This window comes from Mycobacterium xenopi, from assembly GCF_009936235.1.
Lineage (GTDB): Bacteria > Actinomycetota > Actinomycetes > Mycobacteriales > Mycobacteriaceae > Mycobacterium > Mycobacterium xenopi.
Genome location: NZ_AP022314.1, coordinates 4,583,420 through 4,597,068, shown reverse-complemented (window position 1 = coordinate 4,597,068; position 13,649 = coordinate 4,583,420). Strand labels below are relative to the sequence as shown.

Here is a 13,649-nt window from a genome sequence, read left to right as displayed (position 1 = left end):
AGTAGGAGCGATGACACTACGAGTTGTTCCCGAAGGCCTGGCCGCGACCAGTGCGGCGGTCGAAGCGCTGACCGCGCGGCTGGCGGCCGCGCATGCCGGTGCCGCTCCGCTGATCACCGGGGTGGTACCGCCGGCGGCGGACCCGGTGTCGCTGCAGACCGCGGTCGGGTTCAGCGCCCAGGGTGCTGAGCACGTCGCGGTGGCCGCCCAAGGTGTCGAAGAGCTGGGCCGCGCCGGCGTCGGGGTCGGGGAGTCGGGGGCAAGCTATGCCGCCGGTGATGCGGCCGCGGCATCGACGTATCTGGTCGCCGGCTCCTGAGCATGACCGCACCGATCTGGATGGCTTCGCCGCCGGAGGTGCATTCGGCGCTGTTGAGCGCCGGACCGGGCCCGGGTTCACTGTTGGCGGCGGCCGGGGCATGGTCGTCGTTGGGCGCTGAATACGCTTCGGCGGCAAGCGAGCTCAGCGCCTTAGTGGCGCAGGTTCAAGCCGGCTCGTGGGAAGGGCCCAGCGCAGCGCAGTATGCGGCCGCGCATATGCCGTATTTGGCATGGCTGACCCAGGCCAGCGTCAACAGCGCTGGAGTGGCCGCCCAACACGAGATTGCCGCAGCGGCCTACACTTCCGCGTTGGCCGCGATGCCCACCTTGGCTGAGTTGGCCGCCAACCACGCCATCCACGCGGTGTTGGTGGCGACGAATTTCTTCGGCATCAACACGATTCCGATCGCCCTCAACGAGGCCGACTACGTCCGAATGTGGATACAGGCCGCCACCGCGATGGCCACCTATCAGGCGGCCTCAGGTGTGGCGTTGGCCTCCGCGCCACGCACCACCCCGGCGCCAGTCGTGGTCACGCCAGGCGTCTCCGAAGCCGGCCACGCCGTGGCCACCGCGGCCCAGACCGGCGCGCAGGCCCAGGCAACCCAGTCCGGTTCGTCGCTGAATCTGTCAGATATCTTGTCGCAACTACTGCAGTTTCTGCGCGATCCGCTTGGCAGCTTCCAGCAGATGCTGAGCGCCTTCGCGGCCAATCCGTTGGCGGCCTTGATCGCCTACGGGCCATTCCTGTTCTTCGTCGGCGCGTTCGCCGCCTACGAAGTCACCTCACCCATAGCGACCTACGGGCCAATGCTTGCACTGGCGGTGGCCCTGCCGATCATTCTCGGCCTGGGCCTTAACTACCTGCAGTCGCTCATCCCGCCGGTCGAGGCCGCCGAGGTGCCTGGCGTCGTGGGAGCCGCTCCGTTGACACCGGCCGCCCAACCATCCGCGACCATCTCACCCGTCGCGGCCGTGGCCCCGACGGTGGCGAGCCCGGCGCCGATCTCGACGTCCGCGCCCGCATCGGCGTCGTCGGCCCCCGCGGGCGCCGCCGCGCCAGCAGGAGCCGCTGGATTCGGCTACGTGGTCGGCGGTATCGACCCGGACGCCGAAGGCGGCCCGACCCTGCACGACCGCGAGGGAGCCAAGACGCCGGGTTCCGTTGTGCCCGCGGCAGCAGCGGCGGCACGGGTACCGAGCCGCGAGGAGGCCCGCGCCCGGCGCCGTCGTCGCGCGAAGCAGCGCGGGCACGGCGATGCGTTCATGGACATGAACGTCGACGTCGACCCTGACTGGGGCCCACCCCAGCAGGAGCCCGTCACCTCGACCGCAGCCTCCGACACGGGTGCGGGGCCGTTGGGCTTCGCCGGGACTGTGCGCAAGGAAGCCGTCGCCGAGGCCGCGGGGTTGACCACGCTGGCCGGTGGCGACTTCGGTGAGGGCCCGCGGATGCCGATGGTGCCTGGCAGCTGGGAGCATGACAGGCCCGCCGAGGGGGAGGGGGGAGAGCGCAACTGACGAAAAGCATTGTGGATCAACGTAAGCAGTCGAAGAGAAAGGAAGTGCGATGAGTCTGTTGGATGCCCATATTCCGCAGTTGGTGGCCGCGCAGTCGGCGTTTAGCGCCAAGGCGGCGTTGATGCGCTCGACGATCGGCCAGGCTGAGCAGGAAGCGCTGTCCGCGCAGGCGTTTCACGTCGGGGAGTCCGCGGCGGCGTTTCAGGCTGCCCATGCCCGGTTCGTGGCGGTGGCGGCCAAGATCAACACGCTGCTGGATATCGCCCAGGCCAACCTCGGTGACGCGGCGGGCACCTACACCGCCGCCGATGCCGCCGCCGCCTCCACCTACACCGGATTCTGAGCTGTCGAGACGTAAACGAAAGGGTTTGTGATGTCGCAGATCATGTACAACTACCCAGCCATGCTGGCGCATGCTGCCGATATGGCCGGTTACGCGGGCACCCTGCAGGCGCTGGGCTCGGACATCGCCAGCGAGCAGGCGGCGTTGTCGAGTGCCTGGCAAGGCGACACCGGAATGACCTATCAGGCTTGGCAGGCGCAGTGGAATCAGGCCATGGAGCAGCTGGTGCTGTCGTATCGGGCGATGGCCGGCACCCATGAAACCAACACCACCGCCATGCTGGCCCGCGACCAGGCCGAAGCCGCCAAATGGGGCGGCTGACGAAGGTGAGCTCTGCAACCTAGATGGACGCTGAGCCCAACGCCGTCGAGCTGACCGTCGAACAGGCGTGGTGCATCGCCGAAACCATTGGGGCGGGGACGTTTCCATGGGTGCTCGCGATCACCACGCCGTACTACGACGTCGCGCATCGAGCCGCGTTCATGGATCAGCAGGCCGCCGAGCTCAAGCGGATGGGCCTGATGTCGCCGGACGGGGTGGTCAACGCGGCGGTGGCGGAGTGGATCCGGGTGGTGTGCTTCCCGGAACGGTGGCTGGACCTGCGCTTTGTGGGGCCGTCCCGGACTAGCGGTGCCGACGAGATGCTGCGCGGCATCGTCGCCCGTCGTGACGACAAGACCGTGGTCGCGCTGCGCAACGCTCAGCTGGTCACGTTCACCTCGATGAAGATCGACGACCCGCGCGCGCTGGTCCCGGTCCTCGGCGTTGGGCTTGCGCAGCGCCCGCCCGCGCGCTTCGAGGAGTTCAGCCTTCCGGCCCGGGTCGGCGCCCGAGCCGACGAGCGGTTGCGTGGCGGCACACCACTCACCGAAGTCCTTGACTACCTGGGTATTCCAGCTTCCGCGCGGCCGGTGGTGGAATCGGTGTTCACCGGTCCGCGCAGCTACGTCGAGGTGGTCGCCGGCTGTCGCCGCGACGGTCAGCACACCACCACCGAGGTCGGGATGAGCATCGTCGACACCACCGCCGGGCGGATACTGGTCAGCCCGTCGAGAGCCTTCGACGGCGAATGGGTGTCGACGTTCCGGCCCGGGACACCGTTCGCCATCGCCGTCGCGATCGAGCAGCTGACCTCTGAATTACCGGACGGCCAATGGTTTCCGGGCCTTCGGCTGTCCCGGGATTTCACCACCCAGTCGCCCTAGCACAAATATCCGATAGAGAAAGAGAACCCATGCCCATGTTCCACCAACGCCTGAGGCCCCGGTATGTCTAGCGCCGTGATGCCTATCGTGCGAATCGCCGTCCTAGCCGAAAGGCGGTTGACGGAAATGGCGCTGCCCGCGGAACTGCCGTTGCGCGAAATCCTGCCCGCGGTCCAGCGTTTGGTGGCTCCAGACGGTGACGGCGACTCCGAGGAGTCAACGACACCGACGCGGCTTAGCCTTGCGCCGATCGGCGGCGCGCCATTCAGCCTGGACGCCAGCTTGGACACGGTCGGGGTTGTCGACGGCGACTTGCTGGCGTTGCAGCCGCTGCCTTCCGGGCCGGCGGCACCGGGCATCGTCGAAGACGTCGCCGACGCCGCGGTGATCTTTTCGGCTTCGCGGTTCAAGCCGTGGGGCATCACCCATATCCGGCGCGGGGCGCTGGCCGCGGTCATCGGTGCGGTGTTCGCGGGCACGGGCTTGGCGGCCACGCACCACGTCGTTACGAAAGCGCCCGTGGGGCTGGTCGCGGTCGGTGCGATCGCGGCGCTCGCCGCGCTGGCCGGACTAGTGAGCAGGGCGCGCTCACCACGCACCGGCGTCGCCTTGTCGATCGCCGCCCTGGCGCCGATTGCCACCGCCCTGAGTTTGGCGGTGCCCGGCAAATTCGGGCCCGCGCAGATAATGCTGGGCGCGGCGGGTGTGGCCGCGTGGTCGTTGATCAGCCTGATCCTTCCCACCCGTGAGCGTGAGCGCGCCATCGCGTTCTTCACCGCAACGGCGGTGCTGGGAACAGCGGTCCTGCTGGCAGCTGGGGCCGAATTGCTCTGGCAGCTACCGCTATTGAGTATCGGCTGCGGGCTGATCGTGGCGGCACTGCTGGTCACCATCCAAGCCGCGCAATTGTCCGCGCTGTGTGCGCGGTTCCCGCTGCCCGTCATTCCCGCGCCGGGGGATCCCACACCGTCGGCGCCGTCGTCGCAGATCCTGGAGGACCTGCCGCGGCGGGTGCGCGTCAGCGACGCGCACCAGAACGGCTTCATCGCCGCCGCTGTGCTGCTTAGCGCGGTTGGCTCGGTGGTGATTGCGGTGCGGCCGGAGACGGTGCCGGTGTTGGGCTGGTACGTCGTGGCCGCCACCGCGGTGGCCGCCGCGCTGCGGGCACGGATTTGGGATTCAGCCGCCTGCAAGGCCTGGCTGCTGGCCGAGCCGTATCTGGTCGGCTTGGCGCTGCTGGTGCTCTACACCGCGACCGGACGCTATGTGCCGGCAGTGTGCGCGGCTGCGGCACTTGCCGTGCTGGTGTTGGTGTGGGTGGTGGTCGCACTGAATCCGCGAATCGCCTCGCCGGAGAGCTACTCGCTTCCGCTGCGCCGGTTGCTTGGGTTTGCCGCGGCAGGGCTCGACGGGTCACTGATACCGGTCATGGCCTACCTCGTCGGCCTCTTCAGCTGGGTACTCAATCGATGACAGCCAACCGGTTGGGTTGTGCCGCCGCGGTTTTCGCTGCTGCGGTGATGTGGGCGTGTCCACCGGCGTTGGCGATCAACCCGCCGGTCGTCGACCCAGGTGTCAAGCCGCCGAACGGAGCGCCCGGGCCGGTGCAACCGGTGGAGCGGCGCGCCGAATGCAGCAGCTCCGCGGTCATGCCGGGCACCGACCCCGGCGTCACAACCCCGAACCAGGTGATGCTGAATTTGCCTGCGGCATGGCGACTTTCCCGGGGCGAAGGCCAGCTGGTGGCCATCATTGACACCGGGGTGCGGCCAGGGCCGCGGCTGCCGAACGTCGATCCCGGTGGTGACTACGTGGAAACGACCGACGGTCTGACCGATTGTGACGGGCACGGCACGCTGGTGGCGGCCTGGTGGCGGCCAGCCGGGCGACGACGGGTTCTCCGGTGTGGCGCCGGCCGCGCGGCTGCTGTCACTGCGAGCCGCCTCCGGGAAGTTCATGCCGAAGATGGCTGGCGGCGACCCGATGCTGGCCCAGGCGTCGGCTGATGTGGCCGCGTTGGCCAGAGCGATCGTGCACGCCGCCGACCGCGGCGCCCGGGTGATCAACGTCTCGACCGTCACTTGCCTGCCCGCCGACCGCGGCATCGACCAGGCGGAGCTGGGGGCGGCCATCCGCTACGCGGCGGTCGACAAAGACGCGGTGATCGTGGCCGCCGCCGGCAACACCGGGACGACGGGTTCGTTCGGCGGCGGAACCGCCTGCGAATCCAACCCGCTCACTGATTTGAGCCGCCCCGATGATCCGCGCAACTGGTCGGGTGTCACCTCGGTGTCCATCCCCTCGTGGTGGCAGCCCTACGTGTTGTCGGTGGCCTCGCTTACGCCTGAAGCCCAGCCGTCGAAATTCACCATGGCCGGGCCGTGGGTGGGAATCGCCGCCCCCGGTGAGAACATCGTGTCGGTCAGCAACCGCGACGACGGTGGCCTGGCCAATGCGCTGCCCAACGAGAAGCAGCAGTTGATTCCGCTCAACGGCACCAGCTACGCGGCCGGATACGTGGCAGGTGTCGCGGCGCTGGTGCGTAGTAAATACCCGCAACTGACCGCCGCCCAGGTCGTGCAGCGCATCACCGCGACCGCGCACAACGCGGCCCGAGCACCCTCCAACGTCGTCGGTGCCGGCACCGTCGACCCTGTCGCCGCCCTGACGTGGGAGTTGCCGTCGGCCAGTGACTCGCACGCACCAGCTGTCAAACAGCTTGCCGCCCCGCCCGAACCGGCACCCAAGGATCCCACACCACGGATCGTTGCCTTCACCGGCACCGCAGTACTCGCGCTGGCCGTCGTGGTTGTCGCCGCGATTGCCGCGCATCGACGAAAGGAGTCCACTCCGTGAGCCTGCGCCGATCGCCCACCTGGCCGGGGACCGGACGGGTGACGCTGGTGTTGTTGGCTGCCGTGCCCGCCGCGATGGCCTTTCCCTGGCAATCGATTCGTGAGCGTTGGGTGCTGGGCGTCGGCGCCGCCCTGGTGATTCTGCTTCTGGGCAGGTGGCGTGGGCTCTACGTCACCACGATACTGCGCCGTCGGATGGCGATGAGCACCCGCAACAGCGGTCTGCGGCGAGTCCGCGAGCCCGGCGTCGATGTCCGGGCCACCGCGGTGCTGCATGTCAGACCGTCGCCGGAAGCCGTTGACGTGCTTCCGCTTCCACTGATCGCGCGGTATCTGGACCGCTACGGCATTCGCGCCGATGCGTTGCGTATCACCAGCCGCGACACTGGGTCGGACACCGGTGTGCCGCAGCGGGATACCTGGATCGGGATGACGGTATCGGCCGTGGAGAACCTGGCGGCGCTGCAGGCCCGCTCTCCGCGGATTCCGCTACCGAAGACCACCGAGGTCGCAGCGCGCCGGCTCGCCGACCATTTGCGTGAGTTGGGCTGGAACGCCAACACTGTCGGGGCCGAAGACATTCCGCCGCTGTTTAGCCGATCAGCGCGGGAAACGTGGCGAGGTGTTCGTGATCAGCACACCGAATATGTTGCGGCGTATCGGGTTAACGTCGATTCAGCGCTGCCCGACATGCTCGCCGCTATCCGGTCTCACGTCGCGCGGGAGACTTGGACGGCGCTGGAGATCAGCGGCCCCGACGACCGCCCCACCGTGGCGGTGGCATGCGCGTTCCGCACCGAGGGCGGCCGAGCGGCAGCGCACCGCTGCCCGGGCTGATGCCGCAGAACGGAAACCACTGGCCGGCGCTGACGGCGCTGGACCCGTTGTCGACGCATCGGCTCGACGGACACGCCGGGTTGCCCGCCAGTTTGCTGGAACGGTTGCGCTGGCCCAGCGTCGCCGCTGCCGCACCGTCAAGGCCGCGGCACGCGGCCGCGGTGTGAACCCGACCTACCGCGGGACCCCGTCGAACAGCCGTGCGGCGTTCTCGTAGAACACGCCACGCAACCAGCCGTCGTCAACACCCGGAAGGCGGGTAAGTGACCGCATTGCCTCGGAATAGGCGTAGGGAATGTTGGGAAAGTCGCTGCCGAACACGATTCGGTCACCGAGCTGGCCCAACCGGTGCCACTGAGATGGCGGGAACGGCATGGTTTCTTCGGCGAACGGGGTGAAGGCCATCGTGGTGTCCAGCATGACCTCTTGATGGCGCTCGCAGATGTCGAAAAACTCGGCGTATTCCGGCATTCCCATGTGCGCAATGATCAACCGCAGTCGCGGGTAACGGCGCAGCAGGCGGTCGATCGGTTCGGGGCCGGTGTGTTCGCCTGGTGCCGGGCCCGACCCGCAGTGGATGACGACCGGTATACCCGTGTCCTCAATGATTCCCCAAACCCCGTCAAGCAGCGGATCATTGGGGTCGTAGCGGCCGACCTGGATGTGCGCCTTGAAGACACGGGTACCTCCCCGGATGGCTTTCTCGACGTACTCGGTGGCGCCGAGTTCGGGGTAAAACGTCGCGGTGGCAAGACAATCCGGCGTGTGCCGGGCGAACTGGGCGGACCACTGGTTCAGCCATGCCGCCATCCGCGGCTTGTGCGGATAGACCAGCGCGGTGAACCGTCGCACCCCGAACCGCCGCAGTGTGTTCACCCGCTGAGACTCATTGTCACGGTATGCAATTGGCCAGGGACGGCCGACTAGCGGGCCAGCCGAGTCGAAGTAATTCCAGACCTTGTCCAGCACCGATTTTGGCATGAAATGGGTGTGCACATCGATCACCCCGGGTAGTCCCAGCGTCGACCAGATCTGTCGCACCTGTGCGGTCTCGTCGGCTATCACGGCGCGGCACCCGGTTGTCGATGGCGGCGGGGCATCGGTCATCCTCGCTTGGTAAGCATCCGGTAATACGGTTTGTCTATATCAGCCGGCGCGTGAGCGGTGGCGATCAGGAGGGCCGACATGTGGGATCCCGACATCTACCTGGTCTTCGCGGATCAGCGGGCCCGGCCGTTTTATGACCTGCTCGTGCGCGTCGGCGCCGAACGGCCGCGCCGGGTCGTCGACCTTGGGTGCGGGCCGGGCAACCTCACCCTGGAGTTGGCGCGGCGCTGGCCGGACGCTGTGATCGAGGCGCTGGACAGCTCTCCGGAGATGGTGGCGGCGGCCCGTGAGCGCGGGGTTGACGCCGCGGTCGGCGACCTGCGGGACTGGAAGCCGCGCCGCGACACCGACGTGGTCGTGAGCAACTCGGCGATGCAGTGGGTGCCGGAGCACGCCGAGCTCATGGTCCGCTGGGCCGGCCAGCTGGGTTCCGGCTCGTGGATCGCCGTTCAGATGCCCGGAAACTTCGAGTCGCCCTCGCATGCCGCGGTGCGTGCGGTCGCCCGCCGGGAGCCTTTCGCGAAAACGTTGCGCGACATCCCCTTCCGGGTCGGGGCTGTCACCCATGCGCCGGCCTACTACGCCGAGCAGCTGATCGACGCCGGGTGCACGGTCGACGCCTGGGAAACCACCTACTTGCACCAGTTGACCGGCGAACACCCAGTGTTGGATTGGATCAGCGGCAGCGCGCTGCTGCCGGTTCGCGAACGGCTCAGCGATGAAGAATGGCAACACTTTCGTAGCGAGCTCATCCCGCTGCTCGCCGACGCGTATCCCACCCGCCGCGACGGCACGACGTTCTTCCCGTTCCGGCGGGTGTTCGTCGTCGCCCAAGTGAAGTGACACCCGTGCGCTACAGCGGAAGTCCTTTTTGTTGCGCTTCCTGGCGGTAGCGGTCCACCCATTCATCCGAACGCTGGTCGGCTTGACGTTCCAGCACCGGCTCGGGCGCCAGCCGCGGATCGAGGCCCAGCGCCTCCAGCACGGTGCCGACGATTGTGCTCAGGTTGCGCCACAGCACCGGATAGGCCACCTCGATCGGGGTGATGTTCTCCTCGGCGAACCAAGTGCGCCAGCCCTGCTCTTGATCGCGCAGCATTGTGACGATATGGGCGATGGCGCCGGCATGGTATTCGGCCCGCTTGTCGCGCTCGGGATCGCCGCGACCCCGCCATACCTGGGTTTGCACCGCGCGCCAGAACGACACCGCCTGCGACACCACGTCGGGTCGATAGACGTGCACGAACACCGGTTCGCTGCCGATCACGTCGCGAATGGCCGAGCGCAGACCGACCCCGGAGCGGTCCGGCAACCCCGCCGCACGCTGCAGCAGCAACGGGGTCTGGTTCCACATCAGCTTGCCACCCCACACGCCGTTGGGGGTGCGCCCTGAACTGCGGATGTGCTCGCGCCAGGCGACCGGGGTTGACGTGTCAGGTGTGCCGGGCTTCAGCGGGTCGAGCAGTCGCAGGATCGACTCGTCGTCCACACCGGCAAACCAGTCCCGCGGTTGGGGTGCCATGCCGGTGCTCGGTAGGTATTGAAAGAACTCCTGCGGCTCGCCGGCGCTACCGGTCGCGCGCAGCGATTCGACCAGCAGGGTGCTGCCGCTGCGCTGGGTGGCCAACACCAGATATGACTTCGGGCTCACGGACACGACGTGAGCGTAATGCCCGATATGCCCCATGGTGTATCGGTGACGGGCTAACGGGCACGGCTGGGCTTGACGACTGCCTCCAGCGCGCCCTGCGAACCCTAACGTTCGGCGTGTTTGACCTCTTCCTCGATACCACGGTCCGCGGCGATCGGCGAGCGGCTGGTCGGTGTCCTGTGATGGATCTGCAGATAGGTTTGGGTGTAACGCTCCGATATGCGGGTTCCGGCGAACTCCGACGGAATGACGTCACCGGTCTGCTGACGCCAATCATTAAGTCGCACAGCCAAATCAGCAGCGATCGCCTGTGCGCCGTCGGGGTTCGCGGCGGTGAGCAGATTGTTGGCCTCGCCGGGATCGATGCGCAGATCGTAGAGTTCGCGCTCCGGTCGTGATGCCGTCACCAGCGGCGCGACCGCCTGACCGGACGGGCTTTCCTCGATATCCCACGGCAAGTCCAGCAGTGGTCGGCGCGCGTAATTCTCGATATAGCTGTAATCCTTTGTGCGGATCGCGCGAATGGGATCGAACGAGTCGTGATAGGTCTTCATCGTGTACACGTGATCACGTGGCGGGGCCGCATGCCGGACGCGGTCAACAAGGTTCTCGGCATGCGATACCCCATCGACGTCGCGTGGTGTCTCGAGGCCCAACAGCCCGAGGAGCGTCGGCACCAGATCGACGCCGCTGAACAGCTCGTCGTAGACGCGGGGCGGTAACGCCAGCCGGGTCGGCGGTCGGATGATCATCGCGATGCCCGTACCGGCGTCGTAGAGCGTGGATTTCGCGCGCGGGAACGCCGGGCCGTGATCGGTGAAGAACACCACCCACGTGTTGCTGTCCAGGCCGGTGTCGGCCAGCGCGTCCAGCAGTTGGCCGACGGCGGCGTCGGCGGTGGCGATGGATCCGTAAAAATCGGCGAGATCCTGGCGCACCTGCGGGGTATCGGGCAGGTAGTCAGGCAGCCTGACAGCGGTGGCGTCGGCCGGTTGGTAGCGGTCATGCGGGTAGGGCCGGTGCGTTTCGAAGAACCCGGCCGTCAACAGGAAAGGGTGGTTGCCGTCGTAGTGGCGCAGCCAAGCCTGTGTTTTCTCAACTACGTACTCACAGTAGGAGTTCGACACGTCGAACTCGTCGAAGCCCAGCCGACTCGGGTACGATGTCTCATGCTGCATTCCGAAAAGTGCTGAGTACCAGCCGAATTCAGATAGAATCTGCGGCAGTGTGCGCACGCCGGAACGATACTCCCAGCCGTGGTGGGCCAGGCCGAGCAGCCCATTGCTGTGCGGGTAGCGGCCGGTGAACAGCGAGCCGCGCGACGGTGAGCACAGCGGGGCGGTGGCGTGCGCTCGGGTAAAGAGGATTCCCTCATTGGCCAGCCGGTCCAGCCGCGGGCTGGACACGTCGGTGTGGCCGTACACGCCCAAATAGCGGCCCAGGTCATGCCAGTGCACGAGCATCACGTTGTCGCGTCCGGGCTGCCTCGCATCGCGGTCGCTGATTGCCGTCACGTTCCTAGCTTGCATCCGGGCACCTTGGAGCTTGCTGTGCCCCCCTTTTTCCGGCCGTGATTTTTATCGGCGAGCACAGCTGATCGGCCCGGAGCGCCGGCTACTCGGTGGTGGGTCAAGCGCACGGTGTGGTCGAATCGCAGCCAGAAAGGAGTTCTGCCTGTGGGATCGTTTGTCGTGCATCTGGCCAGCGGCGAGTCGATGACCGTCGACGGCGAATTCACCATCGGGGGTAACGGCGTGCTCACGGTGGTGCGAAACCAGCACCTGCGCCCCGCTGTCACGTTGCACTTCGCGCCCACCGCATGGATCTCCGTTGAGACCGCCGCCCAGCCCCAGCTAGCGGTTGCGCTCGACGCCGCCGAATCGGTCGGGTAACCGACCTGGCTGCGCTGAAGGGCTCCAGCCGTTCTCCGAGACGAACTCTGCCAGGGGCCGCGCGACGGCCCAGCCGTCCAATTCCAGTGCCGGCCGATCCGGAAAGTCGGGCACGGGGCCTAGGCACAGGATCGCCACTGGTTCGGCGTCGTCGGGCATCGACAGCAGCGCGGCCAGCCGCTGGGGATCGAACAACGAGACCCAGCCCATGCCGAGGCCCTCTGACCGGGCCGAGAGCCACAAGTTTTGGATGGCGCACGACACCGACGCCAGGTCCATCTGCGGCAAGGTGCGCCGACCGAACACGTAGGCGTCCCTGCCGTCGCACAACGCGACCACCAGCAGTTCCGCGCAGTCGAGGATGCCTTCCACCTTCAGCCGCAGGAATTCTTGGGCGCGCGGTCCCAGCGCTTGAGCGGTGAGCAGGCGCTCCTCGTCGACAAGCGCGTGGATGCGCCGCCGCAGCGCGTCGTCGGTGATGCGGATGAACCGCCACGGCTGCATCAGGCCCACGCTGGGCGCGGCGTGCGCGGCGTACAGCACGCGCTTTAGCACATCGTCCGGAACCACGCTGCCGGGAACGAAGCGGCGCATGTCCCGACGCTCTAAGATCACCCGGTATACGGCGGCCCGCTCTTGTGGGCTGAACGCGTGACCGGTCATACGGCCATCGTAGAAACCGCGAGGTGCTTGCTGCCCGGCCCGATGACACCCAGTCGGCCTACGCTGAGACCGGCCAGCTTGGGCAGTGATGCCACTGACCTGTCGGGTCACTGCGAGGTAGTCCGCAAGGTACTCTCGGGCTTCAACCTCGGCGCGCAGGTCGTCGGGCAGTCGGCCGATGCCCAACAGTTGGCGGGCGAAGACTGGCATCGGTCCAGTATGACGATGGATGTGCCGGTAATGCGTTTGCGTTTGCCTTCTGGTTAGGCCCTGTAACGGTGTAGGTATGGTCTCGGTCCGGTCGGTGGCCACGGTTGGTGCTGCTGTTGTCGCCGGGGTGCTGTATGCGGTGATGTGGCTGGGGTATCGGCACGGGTGGGCCTGGCTGGGAGCAGCGGACACCTCGACGTTGCAGGCCCTCTATGACGTCGGCGTCAAACATCCGTTGTGGGTGCGGTTGTGGGACATCGTGTGTCTGGTGTTGAGCCCCGGATCTTTTCGGATTCTTGGTGTGGTCGTCGTCGTGGTCGCACTGACCAGGCGCCTCCTGCGGGAAGCGCTATTCTTGCTCGCCACAATGGAATTCAACGAGATGATCACATACGTCGCTAAGCATCTGGTTTATCGGCCCAGGCCGGTGACAGCGCTGACCCATGTGTCGTCGTCGTCGTTTCCGTCTGGACACGCGTTGGGGGCGATGGTCGTGGTACTCGCCCTGCTGACGGTGCTATTGCCAGTGGTGGGCAGGACGATGCGTGCGATCGCAGTTCTGGCCGGCGTGCTGATTGTGGTAGCGGTCGGATTCGCGCGTGTTGCATTGAACGCACATCATCTGTCCGATGTCCTGGCCGGCTGGGCGTTGGGATACTTGTATTTTCTGGTGTGTGAGTTGGCTTTTCGGCCGCTGCACGGGCATTTTGGTTAGCGGTTCCCGTCACCCGTGCGGTCGTCGAGCTTTTCCTGCCGAATCGTTTTGTTGACCGCCCTAGCAAGGGTACGATTCCGAGTTTCCCATTCTGCCAGGACGGTTGCATTACCTGGCTCGACATCTTGGTTGGCCGCCAGGTGCAATAACCCAATTAACTGATCCATCGACGTGCCGAGCGCGGTTGGCGGCGGGATAGGTTTTATGACTGGCGGGCGCGAGTCGTGCAGCGCGGCAACTAGTAGGTCGTGAAGGGATTTGTTTCGTTTTCCACGCAGGTAAGCGTGCGTGACTAACTGCTTACTGTCAATTCAGGCCATAGTCTGCAA

13 protein-coding genes and 2 pseudogenes are annotated in these 13,649 nt (G+C 66.7%); 11 read left to right on the top strand and 4 right to left on the bottom strand.

Annotation, left to right across the window (positions count from 1 at the left end; all coding sequences use genetic code 11):
- The first annotated feature begins 10 nt into the window (after positions 1 to 10).
- From MYXE_RS22090 to eccE, 8 genes and pseudogenes are all read left to right on the top strand, one after another.
- Positions 11 to 319 (top strand): PE family protein, encoded by a 309-nt coding sequence (locus MYXE_RS22090; RefSeq protein ID WP_003922937.1) that lies wholly within the window; start codon positions 11 to 13, stop codon positions 317 to 319.
- A 2-nt stretch (positions 320 to 321) separates the two neighbouring features.
- On the top strand, positions 322 to 1,842 hold the full coding sequence (locus tag MYXE_RS22085) for a PPE family protein (protein WP_085197356.1): 1,521 nt from the start codon (positions 322 to 324) through the stop codon (positions 1,840 to 1,842).
- A 49-nt stretch (positions 1,843 to 1,891) separates the two neighbouring features.
- Positions 1,892 to 2,185 (top strand): type VII secretion system protein EsxG, encoded by a 294-nt coding sequence (esxG, locus tag MYXE_RS22080; protein ID WP_003922939.1) that lies wholly within the window; start codon positions 1,892 to 1,894, stop codon positions 2,183 to 2,185.
- Positions 2,186 to 2,215: 30 nt separating this feature from the next.
- Positions 2,216 to 2,506, top strand: coding sequence for a WXG100 family type VII secretion target (locus MYXE_RS22075; protein ID WP_003922940.1), 291 nt, complete (start codon positions 2,216 to 2,218; stop codon positions 2,504 to 2,506).
- A gap of 23 nt (positions 2,507 to 2,529) precedes the next feature.
- On the top strand, positions 2,530 to 3,390 hold the full coding sequence (locus tag MYXE_RS22070; RefSeq protein ID WP_085197358.1) for an ESX secretion-associated protein EspG: 861 nt from the start codon (positions 2,530 to 2,532) through the stop codon (positions 3,388 to 3,390).
- 63 nt (positions 3,391 to 3,453) lie between these two features.
- Positions 3,454 to 4,863 carry a type VII secretion integral membrane protein EccD gene (gene eccD / locus MYXE_RS22065; RefSeq protein ID WP_085197360.1) on the top strand — a complete coding sequence of 470 codons (1,410 nt, stop codon included), beginning with the start codon at positions 3,454 to 3,456 and terminating at the stop codon, positions 4,861 to 4,863.
- A pseudogene (gene mycP, locus MYXE_RS22060) lies at positions 4,860 to 6,246 on the top strand (type VII secretion-associated serine protease mycosin). Before eccD ends, mycP begins: the two are co-directional and overlap by 4 nt.
- Positions 6,243 to 7,249, top strand: a pseudogene (gene eccE / locus MYXE_RS22055) (type VII secretion protein EccE). Before mycP ends, eccE begins: the two co-directional pseudogenes overlap by 4 nt.
- A gap of 7 nt (positions 7,250 to 7,256) precedes the next feature.
- Here the strand turns inward: eccE and MYXE_RS22050 are convergent.
- Positions 7,257 to 8,189, bottom strand: a complete 933-nt coding sequence (locus tag MYXE_RS22050) for an amidohydrolase family protein (protein WP_085197366.1) — start codon at positions 8,187 to 8,189, stop codon at positions 7,257 to 7,259.
- Positions 8,190 to 8,267: 78 nt separating this feature from the next.
- On the opposite strand from MYXE_RS22050, the gene MYXE_RS22045 reads away from it, so the two are divergent.
- Complete coding sequence (locus MYXE_RS22045; RefSeq protein ID WP_003922948.1) at positions 8,268 to 9,032, top strand: trans-aconitate 2-methyltransferase; 765 nt, start codon at positions 8,268 to 8,270, stop codon at positions 9,030 to 9,032.
- A 10-nt stretch (positions 9,033 to 9,042) separates the two neighbouring features.
- Here the strand turns inward: MYXE_RS22045 and stf0 are convergent, their stop codons facing one another.
- Positions 9,043 to 9,876, bottom strand: a complete 834-nt coding sequence (gene stf0, locus MYXE_RS22040; protein ID WP_415624444.1) for a trehalose 2-sulfotransferase — start codon at positions 9,874 to 9,876, stop codon at positions 9,043 to 9,045.
- A 68-nt stretch (positions 9,877 to 9,944) separates the two neighbouring features.
- Entirely contained in the window at positions 9,945 to 11,369 is a 1,425-nt protein-coding gene (locus MYXE_RS22035; RefSeq protein WP_050947801.1) for a sulfatase family protein, read from the bottom strand.
- Between the two features lie 147 nt (positions 11,370 to 11,516).
- Here MYXE_RS22035 and MYXE_RS22030 point away from each other — a divergent pair, with 147 nt between their 5' ends.
- The gene (locus MYXE_RS22030) at positions 11,517 to 11,732 is read left to right on the top strand and encodes a hypothetical protein (RefSeq protein ID WP_003922954.1); all 216 of its coding nucleotides are present in this window, start codon (positions 11,517 to 11,519) and stop codon (positions 11,730 to 11,732) included.
- Here the strand turns inward: MYXE_RS22030 and bluB are convergent.
- The gene (gene bluB, locus MYXE_RS22025) at positions 11,694 to 12,395 is read right to left on the bottom strand and encodes a 5,6-dimethylbenzimidazole synthase (RefSeq protein ID WP_003922956.1); all 702 of its coding nucleotides are present in this window, start codon (positions 12,393 to 12,395) and stop codon (positions 11,694 to 11,696) included. The two genes, MYXE_RS22030 and bluB, sit on opposite strands and share 39 nt — an antisense overlap.
- A gap of 286 nt (positions 12,396 to 12,681) precedes the next feature.
- Between bluB and MYXE_RS22020 the strand changes: the two genes are divergently transcribed.
- Complete coding sequence (locus MYXE_RS22020; RefSeq protein ID WP_085197368.1) at positions 12,682 to 13,320, top strand: phosphatase PAP2 family protein; 639 nt, start codon at positions 12,682 to 12,684, stop codon at positions 13,318 to 13,320.
- Positions 13,321 to 13,649 lie beyond the last annotated feature (329 nt).

Coding starts and splice junctions, on each gene's coding strand:
- esxG (WP_003922939.1), top strand. CDS start 1,892: ATGAGTCTGTTGGATGCCCATATTCCGCAGTTGGTGGCCGCGCAGTCG.
- eccD (WP_085197360.1), top strand. CDS start 3,454: ATGTCTAGCGCCGTGATGCCTATCGTGCGAATCGCCGTCCTAGCCGAA.
- MYXE_RS22085 (WP_085197356.1), top strand. CDS start 322: ATGACCGCACCGATCTGGATGGCTTCGCCGCCGGAGGTGCATTCGGCG.
- MYXE_RS22020 (WP_085197368.1), top strand. CDS start 12,682: ATGGTCTCGGTCCGGTCGGTGGCCACGGTTGGTGCTGCTGTTGTCGCC.
- MYXE_RS22075 (WP_003922940.1), top strand. CDS start 2,216: ATGTCGCAGATCATGTACAACTACCCAGCCATGCTGGCGCATGCTGCC.
- MYXE_RS22045 (WP_003922948.1), top strand. CDS start 8,268: ATGTGGGATCCCGACATCTACCTGGTCTTCGCGGATCAGCGGGCCCGG.
- MYXE_RS22050 (WP_085197366.1), bottom strand. CDS start 8,189: ATGACCGATGCCCCGCCGCCATCGACAACCGGGTGCCGCGCCGTGATA.
- MYXE_RS22035 (WP_050947801.1), bottom strand. CDS start 11,369: ATGCAAGCTAGGAACGTGACGGCAATCAGCGACCGCGATGCGAGGCAG.
- MYXE_RS22070 (WP_085197358.1), top strand. CDS start 2,530: ATGGACGCTGAGCCCAACGCCGTCGAGCTGACCGTCGAACAGGCGTGG.
- bluB (WP_003922956.1), bottom strand. CDS start 12,395: ATGACCGGTCACGCGTTCAGCCCACAAGAGCGGGCCGCCGTATACCGG.
- stf0 (WP_415624444.1), bottom strand. CDS start 9,876: ATGGGGCATATCGGGCATTACGCTCACGTCGTGTCCGTGAGCCCGAAG.
- MYXE_RS22090 (WP_003922937.1), top strand. CDS start 11: ATGACACTACGAGTTGTTCCCGAAGGCCTGGCCGCGACCAGTGCGGCG.